Origin of the sequence: Alteromonas confluentis, from assembly GCF_001757105.1 — a bacterium.
In the GTDB taxonomy this organism is placed as follows: domain Bacteria; phylum Pseudomonadota; class Gammaproteobacteria; order Enterobacterales; family Alteromonadaceae; genus Alteromonas; species Alteromonas confluentis.
In genome coordinates, this window is the sequence record NZ_MDHN01000028.1 from 14349 (window position 1) to 38466 (window position 24118).

Sequence of the window (24118 nt, forward strand, 5' to 3'; positions counted from 1 at the left end):
TTGATAATCCGCTGGATTTGATAAACACTGTTGCTGTATGGCAATAATCGGGCGTTGAAGCAGATGGACAGTTTTGAAGGTGTTGTGGAATTTATCGCGGTGGCAGAAACAAGGGGCTTTTCTGCTGCAGCAAGACAGCTGGGATGTAGTACAAGTCACGTAAGCCGTCAGCTTGCCCGATTAGAAGAGCGGCTTGGTTGTGTGCTGTTGTCCCGCACCACACGGCTGGTGAGTCTGACCGACAGCGGTGAAGTGTATTATCAGCAGGTAAAAGAATTGCTTACTGGCCTTCAGCAAGCCAATGAAATGGTGAACTTGCAGCAAATTAATCTTACGGGCACGCTGCGTGTGAGTGCTGCCGGGGGATTTGCCGAGCATTATGTCGCACCGGCACTGATGCGTTTTACTGAAGCCCACCCCGGCTTGTCCATTGAAATGGATTTCAACAGCCGTATGGTTAACTTTGTGGAAGACGGCATCGACTTTGCTATTCGCTACGGCGAACTCACTGATTCAAGCCTCATTGCTCGCAAGCTGGTTAATCGCCCGATGATGGCGGTTGCTGCCTCACACTATCTGGCGCGATGCGGCGAACCGGAACAACCGGGAGATTTGAAAAAACACAGCTGCATTATTTCAAATAACGACACCTGGAAATTTCAGCGTAATGATGTCGTCGAGACTATAAAAGTCAAAGGGCGCTGGCGAAGCAATAATGCTAATGCGGTACTACAAGCCTGCGAGCAGGGCCTGGGCATTGCTTACATGCCGGCGAGTACTTTTTCAGCTGCTGTGGATTGTGGACGGTTGCAGCCTGTGCTGAAGCCTTGGTGGGGCAAGGGCGCAGGCAGCTGGATCGTGTATCAGAATAGACGGTTCATGCCCCTGCGAACGCGCATGGCGATTGATTACCTCGTGGATTATTTCGCGGATTGGCGAGAATAGTAAAGGTAGAAGTCAGGTTGGTTTCTGCGCTCAGCGCTAATGGCGTCGCTGTAGCCAGGTGAAAGCGCTGAATAAGTTACCACATGACTCATCTTTTAAAACCGGTCACTCATGCTTATTCAATAACAGTTATAATCTCTACCCAATTAGCGCCTGCATCCGTGGGCGCTTCATCCACTTTTTTCGCCAGTCCGGTTTCAGCGTTAAGCCGGTATAGACCAACGGATGATGCCTTTTCACCTGCCACCACCATAAATCGCCCATCTTCGGAAAGGTTAAAGCCTCGGGGCTGGGTTTCCACTTCTGTCAGACCAGCGTAAGTTGGTAAACCGCTGTTCTTATCAACTCTCAGGGTTGTAATCACGCTGCGGGTGCGTTCCGATACATACAGGTATTTTCCGTCCGGCGAAACGTGAATGTCTGCTGCCCAGATTGGCTGGCGAGTATCATCGGCGTCTGCGTATTCGTTTAAGCGGTTTCTTAAGTTCAGCTCGGCAACGGGAATTCCGTTAGTGGTCCCTACTAACGTCAGCGAGCCGTCATTTTCATCAAAGCGATAGGTGCTGACAGTGCCAGACAGTTCGCCCAGTACATAAACAAGCGGTTGATTGGGCGCAAACACAAAGTGTCGGGGGCCGGAATGGGTTGGTGTGGCGACAGTCGCTGGTATGCCCGGCGTCAAAAGGCCGCTTTGTTCGTCGAAGCGGAATATTCCTAGTTGATCATCACCTAATGCGGTGGAAATGGCGAAGCGGTTGTTTGGGCTGGTTTGCACCCTGTGGGCGTTACGTCCGGTGCCGATAGTTTGCAAGGCGGGGCCAGTCACAACACCATCACGGTTGATTTCACTCACGCTGAGCAGACTGTCGCCGTAAGAAGCGGAAAGTAAAAATCGGCCGGTCTTATCAGTATCGATACTGGCCATGCTGGCCGGTAACGGCGCGTTGCCGACCTGGATTAATTCGCCTGAAGGATAGGTGATCTGATAACTGAAAACCTGATGAGGTTTTGCACGAACTCCTGCGTACAAATGCTGTTTATCCGGGCTGACGGCCATCGGCATCACATTTTCTCCCGCCTGCGTGCGCCCGAGAAAAGTCAGCGTCGCTTTTTCTTCATTAAGAAGATAACGAGTGATGGTGCCGCTTTTGGCATTAGAAACATATACCAGCGAATTGCCCGCTACTGGTTGAACCGGTTCGCCGTGCCCAGTTGCGGCAATCAAACTCAGCACTGTGAATATTAAAAGCGATTTAACGCGGCGAGGGAGTATCCTCATGGTTTCATCCGAAAATGTCATTTAAGAGCAGATATCGTTACACAGTAGGTTACGGCTTCAAGGAAGCGCTCTGCAATCACTCTGTATCATCCTGAGTTTTCCTCTTCCTTTTTTCCCTTTAAACGCTAAGGGGGGTCGAACCTTAAACAATTTCATGTTAGCAAAATTAGTCTATTGTGCGCATAATATGCTCATATCGTGTGGGGGTACTTATGAATATCAGTCTTGGTCCGGAATTCGAAAAGCGTATTAATGAAAAAGTTGCTTCGGGGTTGTACACATCTGCGAGTGAAGTGATCAGAGATGGCTTGCGGTTGTTATTTGAAAAAGATGTGTCGAAACAACAACAGCTCGATATTCTCAGGGAAGAAGTCGGCAAGGGTTTTCAGCAACTTTCTGAAGGAAGTACTTCAGATAAGTCAGCTCTGGATATCTTTGCCGAAGTGAGCAAAGAAATCGATGGCAAGCTATAAGCTATCCGCACTCGCAGAGGAAGATTTACGGCACATATCTGCCAGAACGATCGCAGATTGGGGAATGCACCAGGCAGAGAAGTACGTGGTGCTTCTGCATGAGGCGATGCTTCGGATTGCGGCTACACCCAATATGGGGAAAAACAGACCCGAACTTTTTAAAAACGCGAAGAGCTTTCCTGTTCAAAAGCACATTGTTTATTACTGGCCCGTTGACGACGGTATAGAAGTCGCCAGAATTCTGCATCAACGTATGGACGTTGACGCTGTCTTCGAATAACCCCCATTACCCAAACTTACTGTCTGCTACAAACGGATTGGTTTTGCGCTCGGTGCCAATGGTGCTGGTGGGGCCGTGGCCAGGGTAGACGGTCATTTCATCAGGCAGGGTAAACAGCTTATTGCGAATACTATCGATGAGTTGTTGATGATTGCCCTGTGGGAAATCGGTGCGACCGATGGACCCGGCAAACAGAATGTCACCAACAATTACGGTATTGCTGTCTCGTTCTACCAGCGCTACGTGACCTGGCGTATGGCCGGGACAATGAAGTACATCAAGGGTGAGGTTGCCCACGGTAATCGTATCGTTGTCGTTCAGCCATTGATTTGGCGCGAATGGGGAAGCTGGCGGGAAGCGAAACATCTGGCTTTGCTGCGGTAATCCATCCAACCAAAATTTATCGCCAATATGTGGGCCTATTACGGGTACATCGTAGTGTTTAGCCACTTCTGTGGTCGCGCCAACATGATCGAGATGGCCGTGAGTGAGAATGATTTTTTCAATCGTCACTTTGTTTTGCGTTGCTGCATCATACAATTTAGCGCTGTCACCACCTGGATCAACAAAGGCCCCTTTCATGGTAGCAGGGTCCCAAATAAGCGAACAATTCTGGGCAAAGGGTGTAACAGGGATAACTTGTATTTTCACGGGCAAATCCAGAAAAAGGTTTTCGGCATTCTAGCAACTGCGAATGAATAACTGAAGATAGTGTAGAATGCCCCCGTGGCATTGTGCGCAGTAACCCTAAGGTGCCACTGAGTTGCTCAAACGCGCCAGTTACGGCATAAAAAGTTACGACCTGAAATTTAAGGATAGTGTTGTTGCCAGTTCTCGTTGTTCATCCCAATATTCTGGGAAAGTTTTTTGCTAAACCCTCAATCAGTCTCACGAACGAAAATTTAGTTTTCACACAAAAAAGTGGCAGGGAAAACACGCTGTCGCTAGCTTCTGTACGCACGCTTTTTCAGGTAAAGAAACGCTTTCTCGGCTACGAACTGCAATTGCCGGGAGCTAAAACATCAGTGCGCTACCGGTTTCTGAAAGCAGACAATGTAGTGGCATTGCAGGCAGCGGCCAACAAAATCATTCGAAGCCACATTAAGGCGTATCTACACACGGTGTTTACTGCGTTCAACAACAAGGTGAAGCTGCAATATCCGCGAGATTCATGGGAAGCCGAACTGCGCGAGCTTATTGAAACGCTGCATAAGCATTACGGTAACTACAAAGCCGACTGGCAAGCGCTGTTATCGGCTGACGCCCTCTGCGAAGTAGAAGAGATAGCGAGCCTGTATCCGTTTGATATGGCCAGATTACGAAGCTACCACGAACACATGCAGCTTAAAGCCCGCCGCACATTTCTCGATACGGTAGAGTCTAACCCGTTAACCGAGGAACAGCGTCTTGCGGTGCTTCGCGCCAACGACAGAAATTTAGTGCTGGCAGCCGCGGGCACAGGCAAAACGTCGGTAATGGTGGCGAAAGCACTGGATGTGATCGACCGGGGCTTGGCAAAGCCCTCGGAAATATTGATTCTTGCCTACAACCGCGCGGCATCGGAAGAGCTTAAATCTCGTCTGCTGGAAACGGCAAAAAGTCGGAATATTGTTCTGGCCGATGCGCCACAAATCTTCACCTTTCATGGCCTTGGTCGTGAGCTTTTGCAACGCGCTGGCGTACCCGTCGCGTTGAGTGAGTTTGTGGAAAATAGTCAACGGTTAAAGCAATGGGTGTTGGAGTGGGTTAAAGGCTACAGCGATGAAAATCCAACGGTGTTTCAGGAACTCTTGGGTTTGCTTTCGCCACACGCGACGAAGGGCAAAGCAAACCAGACAAACCAGACAAACGAACAAGCCACTGTAACGCGTTGTGTGGAAACGCTTGTCGGTGCCTTGCAAGCCATACGCATAGAGAGGTTGAAACCTGCCGATGTCAGCAAGCGAATAACGAGTGCTGATATTAAACCGGCCAGAAAGACAGCGAATTTACTCAACACGTTGCATAAGGCTTACGTGAGTGAACTAAAGCGTCAGGACTGCATGGATTTTGATGATCTTATTACCCGCGCCATAGAGATCACAAACCGGGGAGTAATAAAGCCAACATGGAAGTACGTGCTGGTGGATGAATTTCAGGATATCTCCACCGCGCGCATGGCCTTGTTAGAAGCCATTCTCACAAAAGGTCATGAGGTATCACTTGCCGCGGTGGGCGACGACTGGCAGTCTATTTACCGTTTCTCCGGGGGGAAGCTTGAACTCACCACACGCTTTGGCGAACTGGTGGGCAGCTATACCGAAACTAAACTGCAGAAAACCTTTCGCTATAACAACAGTATTGCGGATACCGCTGGGCAGTTCATTATGGCAAACCCCGAGCAATTCAGAAAACACATACATACGCATAATAAAGTCGATTCACCTCAGGTGTTTTTGCTGGATAACAAGCCTGGCAATGACAATGGGGTTTTTGAGCGTGTTGCGGAAGTGGTTGCGAAAATCCGTGGCAATGAACCTTCAAGCACTGTTGCCGTAATCGCCCGCTACAATTTTCTGTTGGATGAAACGAAGGCCACACTAACTCGGCTTAATCTCGCCAACCATGTGCATTTCTGGAGTTTTCATAAATCCAAAGGGCTGGAAGCAGACCACTGTATTATAATTGGCTTCAGCAAGGGTAAAAACGGGTTTCCCAGTGAGGGCAGGGAGAACGCGCTGATTGAAGCGCTATTGCCCGCTCTGGATGATTATCCTTACTCGGAAGAACGGCGCTTGATGTACGTCGGCATCACCCGGGCAAAACATAAGTGTTATATCATTGCCGACCCAATCGCGCCTTCGTCTTTTGTTACCGAGCTGCTGTCTGGTGAATACAATATCAAGGTTACGTCAGGTTTATTCCAGTCGTAGGTTTATTCCAGTCGTAGGTTTATTTCAGTGTAAGTGACGTCCAGTTGAATCCTTGTATGACGCAAATGAATTAAGCCGGCACGGTAACCTGCCCGCAAAGTAAAACTTGTTTTCTGCGTTTTACCTGCGGGTTTCGCAATTCAAACACCAAACCGTTATCTGCATTATTCGCCAGTGTATGACTGCGTAGTGTCAGTTCAGAAGGCAATGTGACCGGGTAATGAAAGGCATTGGTAATCGAGAAGGATTCTTGCGAGTGAATGAACGACAAATCTAATGACGACACGCTGCGAGACAACACGTGAACACCATGGGCGATGGCTTGTTTGAACCCAAACAGCTTTGCACTCCAGTGGTATAAGTGAATAGGGTTGTAGTCGCCACTAATTCGCGCATAGCGTCTGCCTGCATTGCTCGCGAACGTTAACGCTGAGGTGGTTGCCTCCTGGCTTTGTGCCTGCGACGCTTTTTCTGTATCGGCTGCATCGCCCTTCGCCAGCGTATCGGATGCCGCCCGGTGCAGATAAGTGCTGGTGACGGTTTGGCAAACGCTGCCGTGCTGTTTCACCAGCAAGACAATATCGACAACAATACCGCGGGGATGCACCCGAATATCGCTGAAATGACAATGTACATGCATATCATCATGGGTTAACGGGCGCGTTTGTTTGATGTTGTTTTCAATGTGCACCAAACCCATAAGCGGGAAAGGTGATGCCTTACAGGAAAGGGTTTCAACGTGTTGTGATAGCCCCAGGAAAAGGGGAAAGCAAGGGTGTATGTTTTCATGCTGCCAATTGTGATTGCGATGAAAGGTTTGAACCGCATCGCCAATTTGCGCCGCCGAGAAGGTTTTTTCACAACTCACATTAGGCAGCTCAGCAACCTGTTGTTGTGATATCCACTGCTGAAGTAATGACGTGTCAGCCCGCTTCATTGCCGCTTTCATGGTTTGTAAAAACTGCTGCACTGCAAACTCCTTTTACTACAGTGATAACTTCCTGGTTCATCGCTATTTCCAGGCATCTATTTATGCGGCAAAGCACTTACCGACAGCCTACGTTAGCGTACTTTCAATGATTTAGCACACGTTACCTTTTAATCACCAGACAACTGCTTCAGGTTCTTAAGCGCTCAAACGATTAAACATTTACACATTACCGACAGTTCTAGTTCATCATTTTCTGCCACCGCCAAGGCCATGCTGAAGTCATCGCCAAAGAATTGCTGGCTAAAACGCCATGGTTGAACGCTGGCCTGCGAGTTTTCTGTTATCGTCACTTGCGGATGCGCAGAATCGATGTCTGAAAAATAAAAGCTGTCGCCGGCAATGGCCATGCCTTTTCCTTCTGCTTTGATGAACGCTTCCTTCAATGTCCACAGCGCGTAAAAGTGCTTCAGTTGCGCAGCTTCGTCGGGCGCATGTAGTAACAACGCATGTTCATGTGGATGAAAATAAAACGCAGCAAGCTCCCGTATATTACGTGATGCATCGAGTTTTTCTATATCTGTGCCGCACTCACGACCGCGAGCAATGGCAATCAAAATCATGTTGCCAGAATGGGAGACATTAAAGTGAATGTTGAGAGGGTTCGGGTGTAAAGCGGGTTTGCCAAAGTCATTGAAAACAAAAGCCAGATCAGCGGGCGAGAGGCTTGGGTGTAATGCTGCAAGAAGCAAGCGAAGAGCGCCCCGGGCTATAAGGAATCGCTGCTGCGCTTCAGGTTTGCGGAACTGCAACATGCGGCGATGCTCGCTTTCCGACAGTATTGAGCGAAACAGCGCTAATTGGTGATTCTCTTCATACTGACGGGTATCAAGCAGCCACAGGTGTACGTCTTGATCACCGATGTTTTGCGCCGGTTTGGCGAAAATTAAATCTGAAAACATGCCGGGTTGCAGAAATAGTTTTTATTGTAACATTAGTTTAAACTAGCGCCCTTTCAGAGAGAAGCGTACATAGTAAGGACAGTATCAACTATGGCTACACAAACAGAATCCGAATTAAAAATGGCTGAACTTTTAGTTGAAGCCCTCAATTTAGAAGACATGGAAGCGGAAGAAATTGATCCGGAAGATCAATTGTTCGGTGACGGTCTGGGACTCGATTCTATTGATGCGCTGGAAATTTCATTAGCGATATCAAAAGAATACGGCGTGCAAATTAAAGCGGAAGACGAAGGCACGCGCGAAGCGTTCGAGACCTTACGCAGCTTAACCGCATTTGTTGAAAAGAATAAATAAAATCGGGCGGTTACCCTCGGATCGGCGGTAAATAAAGCTATTTGAGGGTTATCTTTGACGACATGAAAATAGATATCATCGATTACGAATCCTGTTCGGCAGCCGGGGTTAATCTCAGTGCCTTACGGACTTCACTCAAACAGCATAAAAGCGGCCTGATTAAGAACAACCTGCCAGGTTCAGATCTAGACACCTGGATTGGCCTTGTTGAGCAAATCAACGGGGTGGATGACCTGGGTCAGTGGCAAAGTCGAAACAATGCCCTGGCTGCATTAGGTTATGAACAGGGCACGATTCGCCACACGGTTTCAGCATTAATCAGCAAATACGGCGCTGCCCGCATTGGTTTAGTCATGGGCTCAAGTACGTCCAGTATCGACCGTACTGAAGAAGCCTATACCAAACTCAACAGCGACAATGGGTTAACCGAAGCGTTCAAGCAGCCGTTTGTGCATAATCCTCATGCACCTGCTTTGTTTGCCGCACACCTTTCTGGTATTAAAGGCCCATCACTCACGATTAACACTGCGTGCTCTTCTTCCGCCAAAGTGTTTGCCACTGGCGCTCGCTGGCTGGAAACCGGTATTGTCGATGCAGTGCTGGTAGGTGGCGTGGATACGCTGTGTCTGAGTGTGCTGCACGGTTTTAATTCGCTGCAGTTACTGTCGCCGAACCCGTGTAAGCCTTTCGATCAGCATCGAGACGGAATAAACCTGGGTGAAGCATCCGGTTTTGCCGTGCTCCAGCGCGCGGGCGAAAATAACAATGGCCGGGGCATCACGCTGGCCGGTTATGGCGAAAGCTCAGATGCACACCATATGTCGCACCCGCATCCTGATGGATTAGGCGCCAGATTGTCGATGACACAGGCGCTGAAACGAGCTGCATTGTCTCCTGAGTCGGTGGATTACATTAACCTTCACGGTACTTCCAGCCGGGCTAACGATTTAATTGAAGGAAAGCTGATTTCCGAATTGTTCCCTGCGTCTGTACGTTGTTCATCGACCAAAGCCTGGATGGGGCATACCCTGGGCGCAGCGGGGATTACAGAAGCCATTATTGCCATGGATACCTTGCACACCAACGTGATCCCGGGCTCAAAGAACCTGGAAACGCTGGATGAAGCACTGGATTTCTCCATTAAAGCCACAGACGAAGAGAAAGTGTGTCAGCACGTGATGACCAATTCATTCGGCTTCGGTGGTAATAACTGTACACTTTTGTTTAGCAGGGCAGAGTAATATGCAGACAAAAGCACTGAAATGTAAAATTGCAGGCACCGGTGCCTGGGGCAGCTACTTTGAAAACTGGTCTGCACTTCAAGCGCTGCTCGGTGGCGCAGACTTACCAGAAGCAAAGCTGAAAAGCCCGAAACCCGGTATTATTCCCGCCAATGAAAGACGCCGTGCCCCGTTGCCGGTTAAGTTGGCGGTTGAGAGTTCATGGCAGGCGACGCAAGATGCCGGTGTTGAGCCCAATACGCTTACCTGCGTGTTTGTTTCTGGTCTGGGCGATACCGACCTGACCGACTATATGTGCAAAACATTGGCGTCTGAACATAAAGAGCTGTCGCCAACCAAGTTCCATAACTCGGTACACAACGCGCCCGCCGGCTACTGGACCATCAGTACAGGCACCATGAGCGCGGCCAATTCCGTTGCCGGATATGAAGAGTCGGTGTCGTTAACCATTCTTGAGGCTATGATTCAGTGCGAAACTGAAAATGTGCCCATGCTGCTCACGTTTTATGATGCGCCGGTGGCAGATATTCTGACGCCCGTGTTGCCTAATCAGGAAACCTTTGCATTTTCACTGGTGATTTATCCGCACGATGCCGACGTGGAAGGCAAAGTGCTTACAGCAATGGTAAATCAGCAGGAAGATGCAAGCTGGCCGGCACTCAATGCCGACAGTACGTATCTCACAGAGATGTACGCTCAGAACCCGGCAGCAAAGGTATTGTGTGTTGCTGAGCTGTTGAATCAACCTGATGGGCAGATCACCATTCCGCTAAGCAGTGGAACCAGTCTCACTTTAGCTTGTGAAGGGTAAATGATGGATCAGATGAATACGGATATTATCATCGCCGGTGGCGGGCTGGCAGGCATGAGCCTGGCGCTGCAGCTGCTTAACCGCGACGACACTTACGCCATTACCATAATTGAGAAAAATACCTTTCCGGTACACGACACCACGGCAAAAGTGGGGGAGTCTACGGTTGAAATTGGAGCGCACTACTTTACCGATGTACTTGGCCTGAAAGACCATTTCAAGGAAAAGCACCTGCGTAAGTACGGCCTCAGGCTGTTCTTCGGAAAAGTGCAAAACGATTACAGCGATTATGATGAACTGGGCGTAAGCGAGCTTTTCGGCATTCCGGCTTATCAAATTGAACGTGGCACGCTGGAAAACTACCTCTACACCATGCTGAAAGAAAAAGGCGTGGTATTTCTTGATGGCGCAGTACCTCAAGACATTGAACTGGGCGATAAAAATCACACTGTGGTTTGCCGTCGCGGTGACGACACAATTACCGTTCAGGGGCGTTGGTTAGTCGACGCAGCGGGCCGTCAGGCATTGCTACGAAATAAGCTGAACTTGCAGACTGAAACCGGCCATCAAGGCAATGCGGTTTTCTTCCGCATCAATAAGCGAGTCATTATCGATGAATGGTCTGATAATGAAGCCTGGCAAAATCGAGTCCTCGAACCGGGTAAACGCTGGTTAAGCACCAATCATCTGATGGGCCCCGGTTACTGGGTGTGGATTATTCCTCTTGCGTCCGGCGCCACCAGCTTTGGTATCGTCATGGACGATAAAGCGCTGGCCGACAGCAAAATCAGCACCTTTGAAGACACCATGGCATGGTTACAACAAGAACATCCACTGTGCGCAGAAGCCATTGAAGGGGCGGAACTGCTCGACTTTAAAGTCATGCAAGGCTATTCCTACGGCTGTAAGCAGATGTTCTCAGACTCTGGCTGGGCCATGACGGGTGAAGCCGGCGCCTTTGCTGACCCTTTCTATTCACCGGGCAGCGATTTCATCGCACTGAATAACACCTTTGTTACCCATCTTATCGAGCGTGACAGGAAAGGGCAGGACATTCGTTTTGAAGCGGCCTTGTTCCACAAGTTTTACGACTCGTTCTTTGAGAACACCCTGTCAATTTACAAAGATCAGTACGGCGGTTTTGGCGATCGTAAGATGATGTCGATTAAGCTGGTCTGGGATTACACCTATTACTGGGGTGTATTTGCCTTGCTGTTTTTCACCGACGCTATCGGCGATTTAGACACCATGCGTAAAATTACCCCGAACCTGCTTAAAACCCAGAAACTGAATAAGAAAATGCAGATGTTGCTGGCTGAAAGAGCACAGAAGCGTTTGGTTTTACCCGCCAAAGGCAGCTTTATGGATCAGTTCCTGGTGCCGTGTTTGGGCGAGCTTAATGACGTACTGAAAAACCCGGATATTGATGTGGAAATGGCACTGGAGAAGAACATTGCCATTATGCAGAAAATTGTCCCGTACTTTGAAGATATGCTGAGCGACGAAGCGACCACGCAGATTGATGATGAAGAGCGGGCGGTGCTGGGAAATTACAGGCAAAGCGTGCTGGCGTGAGTGCATCACCGCGGCAGCGAGGCCCGAAGGATTTAATTCCGCTGCTCTTTGTTTTTGTGTCTGTGGCTTACCCGTTTGTGGTGTGGCTTAACATCGACACCATAGACCCCCGCTGGTTCGGTGCGGTGTTACTGTTAGTGGCCATATTCAGGCTGGTGGTTGCAGGTAAGAGTCGTAAAACCAGTGACTGGTTGATGACGGCCGTGATTGCGTTATATTGCGCCGGGGTTATATTTCTAAACAGTGAAATACTGCTGAAATGTTACCCTGTGATCATGAGCGCCGGAATGGGACTGCTGTTCCTGATTTCGTTGCTTGATGAGCACACCCTGATAGAACGCTTCGCCCGGGCTGGTGGACATAATCCGCCGGCACAGGCGAAAGGATATCTCAGGGCGCTGAGCCTGGCGTGGGGGCTGTTGTTGTTGCTCAATGCAGCGGTGGCCGCCTGGACAGCCTGGTTCAGCAGTTTAGCAGTATGGACACTCTACAACGGTTTACTGTCCTACCTGATTTTTGCCGTATTTGTGGTTGCTGAATTACTCTTTCGGCGCCACTACAAAAAGAAGCATAAGATTGTTGATGACTGATATACATGCGTTGAAAGCACTGTTTAACGCGCAGGAAGGGCCGGATATTACGGCTATAAAGATGGATGAAGCGTCTGCTGAGATTACGCTTAAGGTAAGTGAAGATCTCGCCTGGTTCGACGGCCACTTTCCTGATCATAAAGTACTGCCCGGTGTGGTGCAGATTGACTGGGCGGGAAAGCTGGCAAAAGCGTTGTTTATCAGCGATAGCCGTTTTCATCAACTCACCAATATCAAATTCAAAACCATGGTCATGCCGGGTGCACAGATGCAGCTCACGCTCAATCACAATGCAGACAAAGGCAGTGTTTCGTTTCACTTCTCCAACGAAACGGACTCATTCTCCACGGGCAGTTTTAAGTTTTCCGCATCATGAAATATTGCATTATTGTTCCTCATTACAAACACGAAGTGCTGTTTGAAAAGTTTCTGCCGGCGCTGGCATCACTGAATTTGCCCTGCATTGTGGTAGATGATGGCAGTGGTGAAGAAAGTGTGGCGAAGGTAGAAGCACTACTTAGCCCTTACCCAGATTTTCATCTTGTCAGACACCAGACGAACCGTGGTAAAGGGGCTTCGGTGATCACCGGCTGCTATCACGCCAGTGCCATGGGCTTTAGTCACGTATTACAACTGGATGCAGACGGCCAGCACAATATCGATGACGCGCAAAAACTCCTGGATTACAGTCGCTCACACCCGGATTCCTTTATCTCCGGTCAGCCTTATTTTGATGAAACTGCGCCATTCGCCAGAAAATACGGCCGCAAAATTACCGATTTCTGGGTAGCGCTGGAAACCCTGTCTTTGCAAATTAAAGACGGCCTGTGCGGCTTTAGGGTGTATCCCATCAAACAAATCGAGCGAGTATTCGATAATTACTACCTTGGTCCACGCATGGATTTCGACCCGGAACTGCTGGTGAAAGCGGTCTGGGCAGGCATCGACTTGCACTTCATTCCTACCAAGGTGATTTATCACGAAAACACCGTATCCCATTTTCATTATCTGAAAGATAACCTTATGCTGATCCGGCTGCATGTACGGTTAATGTTTGGCATGCTTATTCGTTTGCCAAAATTGTTAGTCACCCGCGTTCGTGCCTTGTTAGGTAAGTAAGAGGGGCACGATGACTGCGTCAGATAAAACCGCAACCACAGAACAGCAGGCTCACTGGTCGCAAACCCGTGAAGCCGGCACGATGGCAGCCATGCGACTGGTGTTTTTTATTTACCGGGTGTGCGGCCGCAAAGTGTTTTCGGTCATCATGTATCCGGTGGCGATGTATTTTGTGCTGTGCCGCAAGGAGCAGCGTGAAGCGTCGTTGCAATATTTAAATGCGCACTACCGCTTGAAACCTGAAGTGTTGCAGCGTAAGCCTGGCTATCGTCATGTGTTGCTACATTTCAAAACCTTTGCCGAAGTGATTCTGGATAAGATGCTGGGCTGGTTAGACGAAATTAGCGAAAAAGACTTCGTACTCAGCTCGCCAGAGAATATTGAAGCCCTGCACAATGACGACCGCGGGCAACTCATTATTGGCTCTCATTTTGGTAACCTGGAGTTTTGCCGGGGCTTTATGCACCGTTATAGCAGCAAGGTTATCAATATACTGGTGTACGATAAACACGCCGGCAACTTCGTTAAAATGATGCAAGACGAAAATAACGAATCTCGCCTTAATGTCTTTCAGGTTGATGAGTTTGATGTCACCACCATCATGATGCTGAAAGAAAAAATTGATGCTGGCGAGTGGGTGTTTATTGCCGGCGACCGTGTGCCCTTGAGCGGCCTGGAACGTACCGTTGATGTTCAGTTTCTAGGCCAACAAGCACCGCTACCCATCGGCCCTTACATGCTGGCGAAAGCGCTGGCCTGCCCGGTTAAGCTGATGTTTGCTTATCGCTATAAAGCGGCAGACAACAAGGTGTTGTTTGATGTGGCGCCGTTGTGTGACAAATTGCAGATCAACCGCAAAACTCGCCAGCAGGATTTACAGAATTATGCGCAACAGTTTGCGTCGAAACTGGAAGCACATTGCCTTAAAGCACCGTATCAATGGTTTAATTTTTATGATTTCTGGCAGCCCGGCGACACCACGTCTTTAACAGCGGGCACCAAAGGGGAAGGGAAGTAATGTCGCAGGAAACCCGTTTCGACAGCCGGTTGTTTGAGTTAATTCCTCACCGTCCGCCCATGTTACTGATTAACGAAGTGCTGGATGTTACCGAAACCTCATCGGCATCGCGTACCTACGTCGATGAAGAAAGTCCGTTTTTTGAAGCAGAAAAGGGCGTCCCTGCCTGGATTGGTTTGGAATACATGGGCCAGACTGCCGCGCTTATCGCCGGGCACCAGCTTGCTCTGGGGAAAGTTACGCCGCATTTAGGGTTTCTGCTCGGTACGCGGTCATTTAAAACCCACTGCGATTACTTTGCGCCGGGTAAGTACACGGTGCGCTGTGAAGAAAAAGCGCTGGTGGGCGATGGGCTTGCAACGTTCGATTGCTTCATTGAAAATGAGCCGAAAGACGGTAGCGATGTGCAGTGTTTGGCTACGGCGAGTTTGTCGGTTTTCCGCCGGCCTGTTTAAAGAAAAGGATGTAGTTTGAATAGTAATAATGACAGACGGGTTGTGATTACCGGAGCCGGTGTAGTGTCTGCACTGGGTGATGAATGGTCGCAGGTAAAATCTGCGCTTCAGTCGATGAAATCAGCAGTATGCTACATGGAAGACTGGAAAAAGTATGAGGGTCTTGGCACCTATCTGGCTGCTCCCATTCACGACTTTGCCTTGCCTGATCACTACACCAAAAAGAAAAAGCGCAGCATGGGCCGTGTTGCCCAAATGGGTGTGCTGGCCACTGAGCGTGCGCTGGCTGATGCTGGCCTGACAGATGATCCTGTGATCCGCTCTTCTGCGACGGGTGTGGCTTACGGTTCTGCTACAGGCAGCAGTGAAGCAGCACTGGAATTTGCCCCTATGCTTGAGAACTTTTCGACTTCTCGCATCAACAGCAGCACCTATCTGCGCATGATGAACCACACCGCTGCTGTGAACATCAGTGTGTATTTTGGTACTCAGGGCCGCATGTACACCACTTCAAGTGCCTGTACGGCGGGTAGCCAGGCCATTGGCTATGCGTATGAAGCCATTAAGTTTGGTCAGCAGGATGTGATGATTGCCGGTGGCGCAGAGGAATTGTGTCCTTCTCAAGCGGCGGTATTTGATACCCTGTTCGCGGCCAGCACCAAAAATGATACCCCGGAAGCTACGCCTCGGCCTTACGATCGCGACCGTGATGGCCTGGTACTGGGTGAGGGGGCGTGTACGCTTATTCTTGAATCTTACGAACATGCAAAAGCCCGTGGTGCGAACATCCTGGCAGAAGTCACTGGCTATGCGACCAATACCGACGGCGCTTATCTGGTTAAACCTAATCCAGAAACGGTGCAACGAGTTATGGCCTCAGCCATGAAAGATGCCGGTGTAACCGCCGATGACATTGGTTATGTATCGGCACACGGCACGGCAACGCAGCACGGTGATATTGTCGAGAGTAATGCCACCTATCAAGTTGTGGGCGCTAAGCCAATTAGTTCGCTGAAAAGCTATACCGGCCATACGTTGGGCGCTTGCGGCTCATTTGAAGTGTGGGCGACCATTAATATGATGAAAGAAAACTGGTTTGCTCCTACATTGAATCTGGATAACGTTGATCCAGACTGTGCACCGCTGGATTACATCCGCCAGGAATGCCGCGAAATCAAAACCGATTGCTTCATGAGCAATAACCTTGCCTTTGGCGGTATCAATACCTCGTTGATCATAAAGCGGGTTTAAACGTAAAACATTGCCGGCAGTGCCGTGAAAAACAAACAAAAAGGGCGTCACGAATTTTTCGAGACGCCCTTTTTTATTCAGCTGCCGGTAAACTGATTACCTTTTCTTTTTCAGTGACGCATGTAGCGCATCAATGTTTTTGCGCAGCAGCTTACCGTTAGGTTCGCGGGGCAGTGCATCAACCACGTACACAGGTCGGGGTACAAAAGCACTGTCTAAACGCGCTTGTAAAAAGCGCACCAATTCTGCTTTTTCTACACCCGGCTTCAGCGACACAATGGCGACAAGGCGGGTAACCGGCCCGGCTGATTCAGGATGAATTACAATGCCATCTTCCAGGCCCTTAAACGTCAGCAGCGTTTGATTAATGGTAAACAGCGAACCCCGTTTACCGGCAATCTTTATCAAGTCGCTTGCCCGGCCAGACAACACAAAGTGATTGTCATCTTTAAATTCAATGAAATCTTGCAGTACGGTATCTGAGGGCAAATGTTCAGCGCGCACCGTGGTGGTACCGTCGTTCTGCGCAAAATCAATACCTTCAAATTTGAACCAGGCCTGCTCCTTGGCAGAACGTCGTACCGCCATTGAGCCCACTTCACTGCAACCGTACACTTCTCTTAATGGCGCGTTGAATTTCTGCTCCACTTCGGTGGCAAGTTCAGTGGTAAGCGGGGACGTGGCGCACAGCACGGAGTGGGCGTGAACGTCATTGGTCATATCGGCACACAGCGCCCGTAAATGGACGGGGGTGGAAACCAGTTGCTTGGGTTCCGGCAAAGCCGCGAAGGTATCCAGAATATCCCGTGGGAACAGCGGCTTTGCATCACTCATGCAAACTTTACTGAATAACGGCAATAACGCGGAAGTTTCAAACCCCCACATGTGTTGTGCCGGCATGGTGGCCAATTGATATAAGGTCTCTTCACAATCCGGGATCATGAAGGTGTAGTTAATCAGGCTGCTGCGGTGCAAGGTACGCCAGTACTTAAGATTCGGTTTCGACTTTCCGGTAGAGCCGGAAGTAAAGCTAATACAAGCTAGAAAGTCATCTGCAACATCAGGCACATCCACAGTGCGATTTTGAACCGGTGCGTTTGCAGACAGAATATCGAATGCCGGCAGGTTTGGACTAATTTCTCCGCCGTCATGAATAATAAAGCAATCAGTATAATCTTCGTTTAATTGATCCTGTGTGGCGACATTTTTGCTCGACGGCAATAAGGTGGTTGTACCGCGTAAAATCGCGGCGCAGAGTCCCACAAGGAAAAGGTAGCGGTTTTCACAAAGATTAATGGCATGACCACGATGGGTCAGCGCTTCTGCAACCTGATTGACGTGATTGAGAAACTGATTAGTAGACACGGGCCCTACATCAAGGCCAACGGCGTTTATAGGCTGTGTAAGAAAGGCAATTGCATCTTCAGATGTGCGGGTAACTAGCGGAAACGTATTTGACATGAATAATTGATTTACTGGTGTTCACGAATGTTAACAGCCAAGGTAAAGGATGCGTCCATTCGCTTTATTTTCGATTTTCGCTAGTTTAAACTACCGCCCAGTCAAAAACTAATTCTGTATCATGGAATGATCGTCTGAAAATAAGTAAGCAGAATGTCAGGGAGTTGGTTTAAATCAGTTTTTCTCTGCCTGTTTGCACCATCATTCGTGTTTGCAGTCACACCAAATTCAGTTGTCCCATGTTAAAACAGCAATTTTGTTCCTCGCCCGCTAACGAATTAATCTCCAGTGTAAACGCGCTGGCGGTAATGCCACTTACTAATCAATGTGAACCGTTTGGTAATGGTCTTATTGCTACCGGGTTAGAAGGCGCGGTTGAAAATGCCGGCAATGAACTGTGGTCAATAGAAGGTGAGGTTAGCCGGGGGCAAACGGGTAAATGCTTCTGGTCTAAAACTGACGACGTGATTTGTGTTGCCCACTGGCTCACCAAAGACGAATGTGAAGACATCGAACAACAAACCTTTGCGGCTTATTCTTCCATTTTGAATGTCTTAAAAGCCCAGGGTTTTGTGCATCCATTTCGTTTCTGGAATTATTTGCCGTCGATAAACGTGGGTGAAGGCGACAATGAGCTGTACAAGAAGTTTTGTACCGGCCGTTTGAATGCGTTTGAGGCAGCTGGTATGCCGCCGCAAAGCTTTCCCTCAGCCTCAGCACTCGGTCATCACACCGACGGTGCGGTATTTTACGTGTTTGCCAGTAAGGTGGAGCCACATCACTACAATAATCATCATCAGGTTAATGCTTACGAATATCCTCGTGAGTACGGTATTTCCAGCCCCTCGTTTGCTCGTGCTACCGCGCTAACCCTTGCCGATTCTCACTTCCTGTTTATTTCAGGTACCGCCAGCATTACCGGGCATCAAACCCGTGGCGAAGGCGATCTGGAAAAGCAGCTTACAGTGACAATGTCTAATATTCGTCATCTTCTGGAAACGGCAAAGCCGGAAGGTTGTCAGCTGTCTACCTTTAAAGTTTATATTCGTCACGCCAAGGATGCAGCTTTTGTACGCGACTGGCTTTCGACTCAATATCCAGACGTCGATGCGGTGTACACCCTTGCGGATATCTGCCGCAAAGACTTGCTGGTCGAAATAGAATGTTTCTGTGTCTAGCTCGCTTTCCTCTGAAGCCACAGCGCTCTCATCACGCAAGGGCGCAGGCATGGTAGTCACAAAGCTGCGCAAAGCCTGGCAAATCTTCAGTGCTGGCGTGAGCTATACCCTTTTTGGTGTAGGCGCGTTGCTGGTTGGGGTTTTCTTCCGCTTGATGAGTCCGGTTACTATTATTTCGCCGGCGAAAAAGCAGCGCATGATCCGTTGGTGTATTCATAAAGGGTGTCTCACGTTCATCCGTATCATGCGTTTCTTTGGGCTGATCCGCTATTCCTTCGACTTAGACTCAATGCATACCGCACGCCCCGGGCATATTCTCATTGCGAATCATCCGTCGTTAATTGATGTGGTGTTATTACTCGCCGTCAACGAGCAAATGTGCTGTTTTGTGAAAAGCGCGGTGTGGGATAACTTTTTTACCGGTGCAGTGGTGCGTCAAGCCGGGTTCATTCCTAATAACGCCGAGCAAATATTGCCTATGGCAGCGGCCAAACTGGCAGCGGGTGAGAACATTCTTATTTTTCCCGAAGGCACCCGCACCAAAGAAGATAACGTTTTACGCTTTAAGCGAGGCGCGGCCAATATGGCGGTGGCTGTAAATGCGTCTATTATGCCGGTGATGATAGAGTGTTATCCGCGGGCGCTGAAAAAAGGCGATAAGTGGTACGATATTCCACCAGGCGGCCCGGCTTTTACACTGCGTTCAGGTGAGTTGATGGCGTTAGACGAATGTATCGACACCACGCTACCACGACCTAAGCAGTACAGACATCTCACTCAATTTCTGGAAAACTATTACAACAAACAGCTGTCAACAGAGATAGCGGCAACGCCGGAACAGCTGGAAAATTCATAGAGGGAATGCGAAATGAATGCGGAAAAACAAAATATTCTTGATCAGGTCAGAGACACACTGGTTGATCTTTTCGAGCTTGAGCCAGCGGAAATCGTGCCGGAAGCCCGTCTTTACGAAGACTTAGATATCGACAGTATCGATGCGGTCGATTTGCTTGTAGATCTGAAAAAGAGCATTAACGTTGAAATTTCACCGTCGCAGTTCAAGCAGGTAAGAACAATTCAAGACGTGGTCGACGTACTCGCCGAGCTACCGGCAAAAGCGTAATACCATGAAGAAAAATAGCCTGAATATCGATATCCCTTTTTTCGATGTGGATGCATACCGTGTCGTTTGGCACGGTAATTATCCAAAATACATCGAAATGGCCCGGTGTGCATTGTTGTCTGAAATTGGCTGCCCGTACAGCGTCATGGAAGAGCAGGGATTCTTTTTTCCCATTGTCGATATTCAGGTGAAGTACATTAAGCCACTGCTGTTTGAGCAAAAAGTGGTGGTGGAATCCTGGCTGACTGAATGGGAAAACCGGCTGAAGATCAGTTATGTGATAAAAGATCGCGACACCGGCGAAGTGTTCACCAAAGCCAAAACGACCCAGTTTGCGGTTGCGATGCCAGAACAAATCACCCAATATGAGTCTCCAGCCTTTCTCACTGACGCAATCAATGCATGGATAAGTCAATCATGAGTCGCTTTTCACTAGCCCGTTTGGGTTTAGTCCTTTTCAGTGTTGTGAGTGTATCGGCCCTGGCAGAGCAGAGCTCCGCCAACGAAGAAACCTTGCTGTCGTCGATGTTTCCTTCGGGTTGCCACTTTTCCGGACACTTCAGCCAGCAAAAAGCAATGGAAGGGCTTCCGGTACCACTAAAATCAGCAGGTGACTTTTATTATTCCTGCGATTTGGGGTTGGTATGGCACACCATCGAGCCATTCAGTGAAGCCATTTTATACGTAAATGGTACTAACAACTTCAGGGCAGAGGACGACGGTACACTCACGCCATTGAGTGGAGTAGCCCGCTATATTATGTCGAATATTTTTATTCGGTTACTGAAGGGCGATACCGGCTACTTTACTGACGAGTTTGCGATCACGCAGGAAGACAGTGGTGCTCTGTTACTGATACCGGAAAGCGACATGATGCGCAAAGGGTTGGATGCCATTCGCATTAGTCAGGAAAACACCGATAACGCTCAGCCAGCCGTTACCATAAAAGTGACCGATGCCACCGGCCAAAACACCCAAGTGCTCATCGACCAGATTCAAGCATACGAGTTTGACGGTAAGCGTAAGGCGTATGAACAATGCGAAGCGTTGTATGCTGACAAAACCGACTGGTGCCGCGTATTGCGCTCTCCAGGCCGTTTTGAAACCTATTAATTACAACTTATGTCGCTCTTTATTCGGCTGTGCTTCGTTTTTACCCTTGTGGCAGGGATCGTATTCGCTTGCGTAAATCCTCAGTCCATTCAAATTGATACCAACCTGAACGATTTAAATCCAGAGAAAGTAAGCGACCCCGGCTTGCAATACGCCCTGGATTCGCTGACCAACGATATCAGCCAGCGCTTCATTGTGGTGGTGAAAAGTGACAACAAAAAACACGCCGCAGACGGCGCCAAGGCGTTGCAGTCTGCAATCAACACGCTGCCAGGCTTGCAAGCGCTCACCAATGAAAATCAACAGGGCGGCTACCTCTCTGCGATTACGCCCTACCGGTTTAATTTCCTTTCCGACGCTCAACGAGACGCACTTGAATCCGACACCCCGCAACAAATGGCGAGGGCCGCCCAGCGCAAGCTCTATCAACTGGGGGAAGGGATCAGAATGGTGCCGTTTGAAAAAGATCCCCTCGGTTGGTTTTCCGATTACCTGTTGGGGCTGACCGAGCAAATTGAATCCACCGAGTCTATTGAAGTCGAAGGGGAATACGTAAATACCTTCACCGTGATTTTTAATGACTTTCCTGGCGGTATGGCTGAACAAAACCAAGTTTATCAGCAAATTACCGAAGCAGAGCAATCTGTTCGCGATGAATTTAATGTATCGGTACTGCACTCCGGCATGTTCTTTTTCGCAGTTGATTCTGCGCAATCTGCAAAAGCTGACATTCAACTGATTGCTGTGGGTTCGATAGCTGGTGTGCTGGTGCTCATGCTGCTGGTATTTCGCTCGTTATTACCGCTCACCCTGGCGCTCAGTTCCATTGCCGCTGGCGTCGGCTTTGGCATACTCACCAGCGTGTGGGTGTTTGGCTCTGTGCATGTACTTACCATTGTGTTCGGTGCGAGTCTTATTGGTATCGTGGTGGACTATTCACTGCATTATTTTTATCACTTTCTATCGAGCACGTCGCAAGCAAACGCGCAGGCTTCGCGACACCATGGCGTGCTGTACCGGGCCATGGTGCTTAGCGTGATTACCTCGCTAGTCGGTTATGGCGCCTTAAGTATTGCCGATTTAACCATTCTAAAGAAAATTGCACTTTTCTCTTGCGCCGGTTTGGGCATGGCCTGGCTGTGTGTGATGCTGCTGGGCCCTTGGGTGGTGCGCCGTCCTATTGAAGCCCGCCAGACCATGTTGAAAGTGGTTATTGCGTCGTTGCAACGTGTTGTTGCCCGTCGCCCGAAAGCGCTCGCAGCCACTGGGTTATTACTCGCTGCCGGTAGTCTGCTGTATGTGCTGAGTGGTGGTCTTCAGGTGAATGATGATCCTCGCCATTTTTTCCATGTATCTCCTACGTTACTGCAGCAGGAACAAGCCGTCTCCTCGCTCACCCAGGTTTACGAGCCCGGTCGGTACTTGCTTGTACGCGGGCAAGAATCCCAAGACATATTCAATGCGCTAGAAGATTTTTATGCTTTTCCCGGTGTGAACAAGGCCGCGGTGAGTGGTATTGGCGACTGGCTGCCTTCGCCTGAAAGACAACGAGATGATTATGCTTCCCAGGCAAAACTTTATGGGCAGGGCGGCGTTCTTGATGTATTTGCTGCGGCTTTGGGATTGCCGGCTGAGTCAGTGTCACCGGTAAAAGCCGAATACACAAATGCTGCCGGAAAGGTCCTTGATTTTACCGAGCTATCAAGCCAGAACGCCACACTTCCACCGCTCTGGAGTGAGAAAAACGGGCAGATATACAGCTTCGTACTTATTCGCAAAAACAGTGATTTAACAGCGTTGAAGGCCGCTGCCGATTCGATTCCCGCCATTGAGTATGTGAACACCTTGGGCAATGCATCTAAGGCGCTTAAGTCTCAGCGCGAAACCGGGGCTATGCTGTTAGTCATTGCTTACACACTGGTCGCGCTTTTGCTGGCGCTGTGGTACCGCAGTGTGTCTGTTATTCAACTTTTACTTATTCCCGCTTCAGCCAGTTTGATTGCCGTCGCTGCTGTGCTATTGGCCGGTCAGGCGCTCAATGTGTTTCACATCATGGCGTTATTTCTGGTGCTTGGCCTGGGTATGGACTACATCATTTTTGCCCGGGAAATGGCAGACAAGCCTGATACCACCCAGCAGGCGATTCTACTCTCGGCGATCACCAGTTTGTTGTCATTCGGTTTGTTGGCGTTCAGCGCCATGCCGGTGGTGCAGGCGTTTGGCAGCATTATTCTGATTGGAAATACGATTAATTTTATTGCGGCGATAAGCCTGTTTAACGGCAAGCCGGAAAATAAGGAAAAAGGATCTCATGTCTGAGCAAAAAAGAATCCTCGTCACCGGTGCCAGCAGTGGTATTGGTAAAGCAACAGCTTACAAGATGGCGGCGCAAGGCTTCGCCGTGGCGGTGCATTACCGCAGTGGTAAAGAGGCCGCGGAAAAAGTGGTCGACGACATTCTTGCTGATGGCGGAAGTGCTGTCGCTTTGCAGTTTGATATTGCCGACAGAGAAGGAACAAAAACGGCAATTGAAGCGGATATTGAACAAAATGGCGCGTATTACGGTGTGGTCTGCAATGCCGGTGTAACCCGGGATACTGCGTTCCCTGCCATGACGGGGGAAGAGTGGGATGGCGTTGTTCACACCAATCTTGATGGATTTTACAATGTGTTGCATCCGGTGATCATGCCAATGATCAGGCTGCGCCAGGGTGGCCGCATCGTAACGCTGTCGTCGGTATCTGGCCTGATGGGCAACCGCGGACAAACCAATTACAGTGCGTCGAAAGCGGGAATTATTGGTGCAACCAAAGCCCTGGCTATTGAACTCGGTAAGCGAAAAATCACCGTAAACTGTGTGGCGCCTGGTGTTATCGAAACCGGCATGATTGAAGGTGCTGTGGCCGATGAAGCGAAAAAAATGATTCCGCTGGGGACATTTGGTAACGTGGATGATGTTGCCAATACGATTGGATTTCTGGTTTCTGATGAAGCCCGATATATCTCCCGTCAAGTGATTAGCGTAAACGGCGGCATGTACTAACTTTTTG

Annotated in this window: 26 protein-coding genes; 21 read left to right on the top strand and 5 right to left on the bottom strand. The window is 49.2% G+C overall.

Annotated elements, in window-relative coordinates; translation table 11 throughout:
• The first annotated feature begins 63 nt into the window (after positions 1 to 63).
• A complete protein-coding gene (locus tag BFC18_RS10925) occupies positions 64 to 945 on the top strand; it encodes a LysR family transcriptional regulator (RefSeq protein WP_070125590.1) in 882 nt (293 codons plus the stop codon).
• Between the two features lie 115 nt (positions 946 to 1060).
• Here the strand turns inward: BFC18_RS10925 and BFC18_RS10930 are convergent, their stop codons facing one another.
• Positions 1061 to 2224 (bottom strand): lactonase family protein, encoded by a 1164-nt coding sequence (locus tag BFC18_RS10930; protein ID WP_070125591.1) that lies wholly within the window; start codon positions 2222 to 2224, stop codon positions 1061 to 1063.
• A 212-nt stretch (positions 2225 to 2436) separates the two neighbouring features.
• On the opposite strand from BFC18_RS10930, the gene BFC18_RS10935 reads away from it, so the two are divergent.
• Together BFC18_RS10935 and BFC18_RS10940 are read left to right on the top strand one after the other, a co-directional pair.
• Positions 2437 to 2697 carry a type II toxin-antitoxin system ParD family antitoxin gene (locus tag BFC18_RS10935; RefSeq protein WP_070125592.1) on the top strand — a complete coding sequence of 87 codons (261 nt, stop codon included), beginning with the start codon at positions 2437 to 2439 and terminating at the stop codon, positions 2695 to 2697.
• Positions 2684 to 2977, top strand: a complete 294-nt coding sequence (locus tag BFC18_RS10940; RefSeq protein WP_070125593.1) for a type II toxin-antitoxin system RelE/ParE family toxin — start codon at positions 2684 to 2686, stop codon at positions 2975 to 2977. The genes BFC18_RS10935 and BFC18_RS10940 overlap by 14 nt, the downstream gene beginning before the upstream one ends.
• 6 nt (positions 2978 to 2983) lie before the next feature.
• Here BFC18_RS10940 and BFC18_RS10945 read toward each other — a convergent pair whose 3' ends face one another.
• Positions 2984 to 3628 carry an MBL fold metallo-hydrolase gene (locus BFC18_RS10945; protein WP_070125594.1) on the bottom strand — a complete coding sequence of 215 codons (645 nt, stop codon included), beginning with the start codon at positions 3626 to 3628 and terminating at the stop codon, positions 2984 to 2986.
• Positions 3629 to 3801: 173 nt separating this feature from the next.
• Between BFC18_RS10945 and BFC18_RS10950 the strand changes: the two genes are divergently transcribed.
• The gene (locus BFC18_RS10950; protein WP_070125595.1) at positions 3802 to 5889 is read left to right on the top strand and encodes a UvrD-helicase domain-containing protein; all 2088 of its coding nucleotides are present in this window, start codon (positions 3802 to 3804) and stop codon (positions 5887 to 5889) included.
• 70 nt (positions 5890 to 5959) lie between these two features.
• Here BFC18_RS10950 and BFC18_RS10955 read toward each other — a convergent pair whose 3' ends face one another.
• Both BFC18_RS10955 and BFC18_RS10960 read right to left on the bottom strand, forming a co-directional pair.
• Positions 5960 to 6859, bottom strand: a complete 900-nt coding sequence (locus BFC18_RS10955; RefSeq protein WP_070125596.1) for a MaoC family dehydratase — start codon at positions 6857 to 6859, stop codon at positions 5960 to 5962.
• A gap of 164 nt (positions 6860 to 7023) precedes the next feature.
• Positions 7024 to 7779, bottom strand: a complete 756-nt coding sequence (locus tag BFC18_RS10960; RefSeq protein ID WP_070125597.1) for a 4'-phosphopantetheinyl transferase family protein — start codon at positions 7777 to 7779, stop codon at positions 7024 to 7026.
• Between the two features lie 90 nt (positions 7780 to 7869).
• On the opposite strand from BFC18_RS10960, the gene BFC18_RS10965 reads away from it, so the two are divergent.
• The 10 genes from BFC18_RS10965 (at position 7870) to BFC18_RS11010 (ending at position 16193) form a co-directional block, all read left to right on the top strand.
• Positions 7870 to 8133 carry a phosphopantetheine-binding protein gene (locus tag BFC18_RS10965; RefSeq protein ID WP_070125598.1) on the top strand — a complete coding sequence of 88 codons (264 nt, stop codon included), beginning with the start codon at positions 7870 to 7872 and terminating at the stop codon, positions 8131 to 8133.
• A 62-nt stretch (positions 8134 to 8195) separates the two neighbouring features.
• Complete coding sequence (locus BFC18_RS10970) at positions 8196 to 9374, top strand: beta-ketoacyl-ACP synthase (RefSeq protein ID WP_070125599.1); 1179 nt, start codon at positions 8196 to 8198, stop codon at positions 9372 to 9374.
• A 1-nt stretch (position 9375) separates the two neighbouring features.
• Positions 9376 to 10185, top strand: a complete 810-nt coding sequence (locus tag BFC18_RS10975; protein ID WP_070125600.1) for a beta-ketoacyl synthase chain length factor — start codon at positions 9376 to 9378, stop codon at positions 10183 to 10185.
• Positions 10186 to 10197: 12 nt separating this feature from the next.
• A complete protein-coding gene (locus BFC18_RS10980) occupies positions 10198 to 11760 on the top strand; it encodes an NAD(P)/FAD-dependent oxidoreductase (RefSeq protein WP_170826594.1) in 1563 nt (520 codons plus the stop codon).
• On the top strand, positions 11757 to 12350 hold the full coding sequence (locus tag BFC18_RS10985) for a COG4648 family protein (RefSeq protein WP_070125602.1): 594 nt from the start codon (positions 11757 to 11759) through the stop codon (positions 12348 to 12350). The genes BFC18_RS10980 and BFC18_RS10985 overlap by 4 nt, the downstream gene beginning before the upstream one ends.
• Positions 12343 to 12726, top strand: coding sequence for an ApeI family dehydratase (locus BFC18_RS10990; protein WP_070125603.1), 384 nt, complete (start codon positions 12343 to 12345; stop codon positions 12724 to 12726). Before BFC18_RS10985 ends, BFC18_RS10990 begins: the two co-directional genes overlap by 8 nt.
• Positions 12723 to 13469 carry a glycosyltransferase family 2 protein gene (locus BFC18_RS10995; RefSeq protein WP_070125604.1) on the top strand — a complete coding sequence of 249 codons (747 nt, stop codon included), beginning with the start codon at positions 12723 to 12725 and terminating at the stop codon, positions 13467 to 13469. The genes BFC18_RS10990 and BFC18_RS10995 overlap by 4 nt, the downstream gene beginning before the upstream one ends.
• A gap of 10 nt (positions 13470 to 13479) precedes the next feature.
• Entirely contained in the window at positions 13480 to 14487 is a 1008-nt protein-coding gene (locus BFC18_RS11000; protein ID WP_070125605.1) for a lysophospholipid acyltransferase family protein, read from the top strand.
• Positions 14487 to 14942, top strand: a complete 456-nt coding sequence (locus BFC18_RS11005) for a hotdog family protein (RefSeq protein ID WP_070125606.1) — start codon at positions 14487 to 14489, stop codon at positions 14940 to 14942. Before BFC18_RS11000 ends, BFC18_RS11005 begins: the two co-directional genes overlap by 1 nt.
• A gap of 15 nt (positions 14943 to 14957) precedes the next feature.
• Positions 14958 to 16193, top strand: coding sequence for a beta-ketoacyl-ACP synthase (locus BFC18_RS11010; protein WP_070125607.1), 1236 nt, complete (start codon positions 14958 to 14960; stop codon positions 16191 to 16193).
• A gap of 96 nt (positions 16194 to 16289) precedes the next feature.
• Here the strand turns inward: BFC18_RS11010 and BFC18_RS11015 are convergent, their stop codons facing one another.
• Positions 16290 to 17654 carry an AMP-binding protein gene (locus BFC18_RS11015; protein WP_070125608.1) on the bottom strand — a complete coding sequence of 455 codons (1365 nt, stop codon included), beginning with the start codon at positions 17652 to 17654 and terminating at the stop codon, positions 16290 to 16292.
• A 239-nt stretch (positions 17655 to 17893) separates the two neighbouring features.
• On the opposite strand from BFC18_RS11015, the gene BFC18_RS11020 reads away from it, so the two are divergent.
• Genes BFC18_RS11020 through fabG form a run of 7 tightly spaced genes read left to right on the top strand, consistent with a single transcriptional unit; the run spans position 17894 to position 24111 of the window.
• Positions 17894 to 18832: a chorismate transformation FkbO/Hyg5 family protein gene (locus BFC18_RS11020; protein WP_083273026.1), complete on the top strand. Its 939-nt coding sequence runs from the start codon at positions 17894 to 17896 to the stop codon at positions 18830 to 18832.
• 49 nt (positions 18833 to 18881) lie between these two features.
• Positions 18882 to 19688, top strand: a complete 807-nt coding sequence (locus tag BFC18_RS11025) for a lysophospholipid acyltransferase family protein (RefSeq protein WP_070125609.1) — start codon at positions 18882 to 18884, stop codon at positions 19686 to 19688.
• Positions 19689 to 19700: 12 nt separating this feature from the next.
• On the top strand, positions 19701 to 19955 hold the full coding sequence (locus BFC18_RS11030) for an acyl carrier protein (protein WP_070125610.1): 255 nt from the start codon (positions 19701 to 19703) through the stop codon (positions 19953 to 19955).
• Positions 19956 to 19959: 4 nt separating this feature from the next.
• Positions 19960 to 20376, top strand: coding sequence for an acyl-CoA thioesterase (locus BFC18_RS11035; protein ID WP_070125611.1), 417 nt, complete (start codon positions 19960 to 19962; stop codon positions 20374 to 20376).
• Positions 20358 to 21068, top strand: coding sequence for a LolA family protein (locus BFC18_RS11040; RefSeq protein ID WP_139138999.1), 711 nt, complete (start codon positions 20358 to 20360; stop codon positions 21066 to 21068). Before BFC18_RS11035 ends, BFC18_RS11040 begins: the two co-directional genes overlap by 19 nt.
• 9 nt (positions 21069 to 21077) lie before the next feature.
• Positions 21078 to 23387: an MMPL family transporter gene (locus BFC18_RS11045; protein WP_070125613.1), complete on the top strand. Its 2310-nt coding sequence runs from the start codon at positions 21078 to 21080 to the stop codon at positions 23385 to 23387.
• Positions 23380 to 24111: a 3-oxoacyl-ACP reductase FabG gene (fabG, locus tag BFC18_RS11050; protein ID WP_070125614.1), complete on the top strand. Its 732-nt coding sequence runs from the start codon at positions 23380 to 23382 to the stop codon at positions 24109 to 24111. The genes BFC18_RS11045 and fabG overlap by 8 nt, the downstream gene beginning before the upstream one ends.
• The last annotated feature ends 7 nt before the right edge of the window (positions 24112 to 24118 follow it).

Bases quoted from the DNA above. Each gene is read 5' to 3' on its own strand.
- BFC18_RS10925 (WP_070125590.1), top strand. From the start codon at position 64: ATGGACAGTTTTGAAGGTGTTGTGGAATTTATCGCGGTGGCAGAAACA.
- BFC18_RS10930 (WP_070125591.1), bottom strand. From the start codon at position 2,224: ATGAGGATACTCCCTCGCCGCGTTAAATCGCTTTTAATATTCACAGTG.
- BFC18_RS10935 (WP_070125592.1), top strand. From the start codon at position 2,437: ATGAATATCAGTCTTGGTCCGGAATTCGAAAAGCGTATTAATGAAAAA.
- BFC18_RS10940 (WP_070125593.1), top strand. From the start codon at position 2,684: ATGGCAAGCTATAAGCTATCCGCACTCGCAGAGGAAGATTTACGGCAC.
- BFC18_RS10960 (WP_070125597.1), bottom strand. From the start codon at position 7,779: ATGTTTTCAGATTTAATTTTCGCCAAACCGGCGCAAAACATCGGTGAT.
- BFC18_RS10965 (WP_070125598.1), top strand. From the start codon at position 7,870: ATGGCTACACAAACAGAATCCGAATTAAAAATGGCTGAACTTTTAGTT.
- BFC18_RS10970 (WP_070125599.1), top strand. From the start codon at position 8,196: ATGAAAATAGATATCATCGATTACGAATCCTGTTCGGCAGCCGGGGTT.
- BFC18_RS10975 (WP_070125600.1), top strand. From the start codon at position 9,376: ATGCAGACAAAAGCACTGAAATGTAAAATTGCAGGCACCGGTGCCTGG.
- BFC18_RS10980 (WP_170826594.1), top strand. From the start codon at position 10,198: ATGAATACGGATATTATCATCGCCGGTGGCGGGCTGGCAGGCATGAGC.
- BFC18_RS10990 (WP_070125603.1), top strand. From the start codon at position 12,343: ATGACTGATATACATGCGTTGAAAGCACTGTTTAACGCGCAGGAAGGG.
- BFC18_RS10995 (WP_070125604.1), top strand. From the start codon at position 12,723: ATGAAATATTGCATTATTGTTCCTCATTACAAACACGAAGTGCTGTTT.
- BFC18_RS11000 (WP_070125605.1), top strand. From the start codon at position 13,480: ATGACTGCGTCAGATAAAACCGCAACCACAGAACAGCAGGCTCACTGG.
- BFC18_RS11005 (WP_070125606.1), top strand. From the start codon at position 14,487: ATGTCGCAGGAAACCCGTTTCGACAGCCGGTTGTTTGAGTTAATTCCT.
- BFC18_RS11015 (WP_070125608.1), bottom strand. From the start codon at position 17,654: ATGTCAAATACGTTTCCGCTAGTTACCCGCACATCTGAAGATGCAATT.
- BFC18_RS11020 (WP_083273026.1), top strand. From the start codon at position 17,894: ATGTTAAAACAGCAATTTTGTTCCTCGCCCGCTAACGAATTAATCTCC.
- BFC18_RS11025 (WP_070125609.1), top strand. From the start codon at position 18,882: ATGGTAGTCACAAAGCTGCGCAAAGCCTGGCAAATCTTCAGTGCTGGC.
- BFC18_RS11030 (WP_070125610.1), top strand. From the start codon at position 19,701: ATGAATGCGGAAAAACAAAATATTCTTGATCAGGTCAGAGACACACTG.
- BFC18_RS11035 (WP_070125611.1), top strand. From the start codon at position 19,960: ATGAAGAAAAATAGCCTGAATATCGATATCCCTTTTTTCGATGTGGAT.
- BFC18_RS11040 (WP_139138999.1), top strand. From the start codon at position 20,358: ATGGATAAGTCAATCATGAGTCGCTTTTCACTAGCCCGTTTGGGTTTA.
- BFC18_RS11045 (WP_070125613.1), top strand. From the start codon at position 21,078: ATGTCGCTCTTTATTCGGCTGTGCTTCGTTTTTACCCTTGTGGCAGGG.
- fabG (WP_070125614.1), top strand. From the start codon at position 23,380: ATGTCTGAGCAAAAAAGAATCCTCGTCACCGGTGCCAGCAGTGGTATT.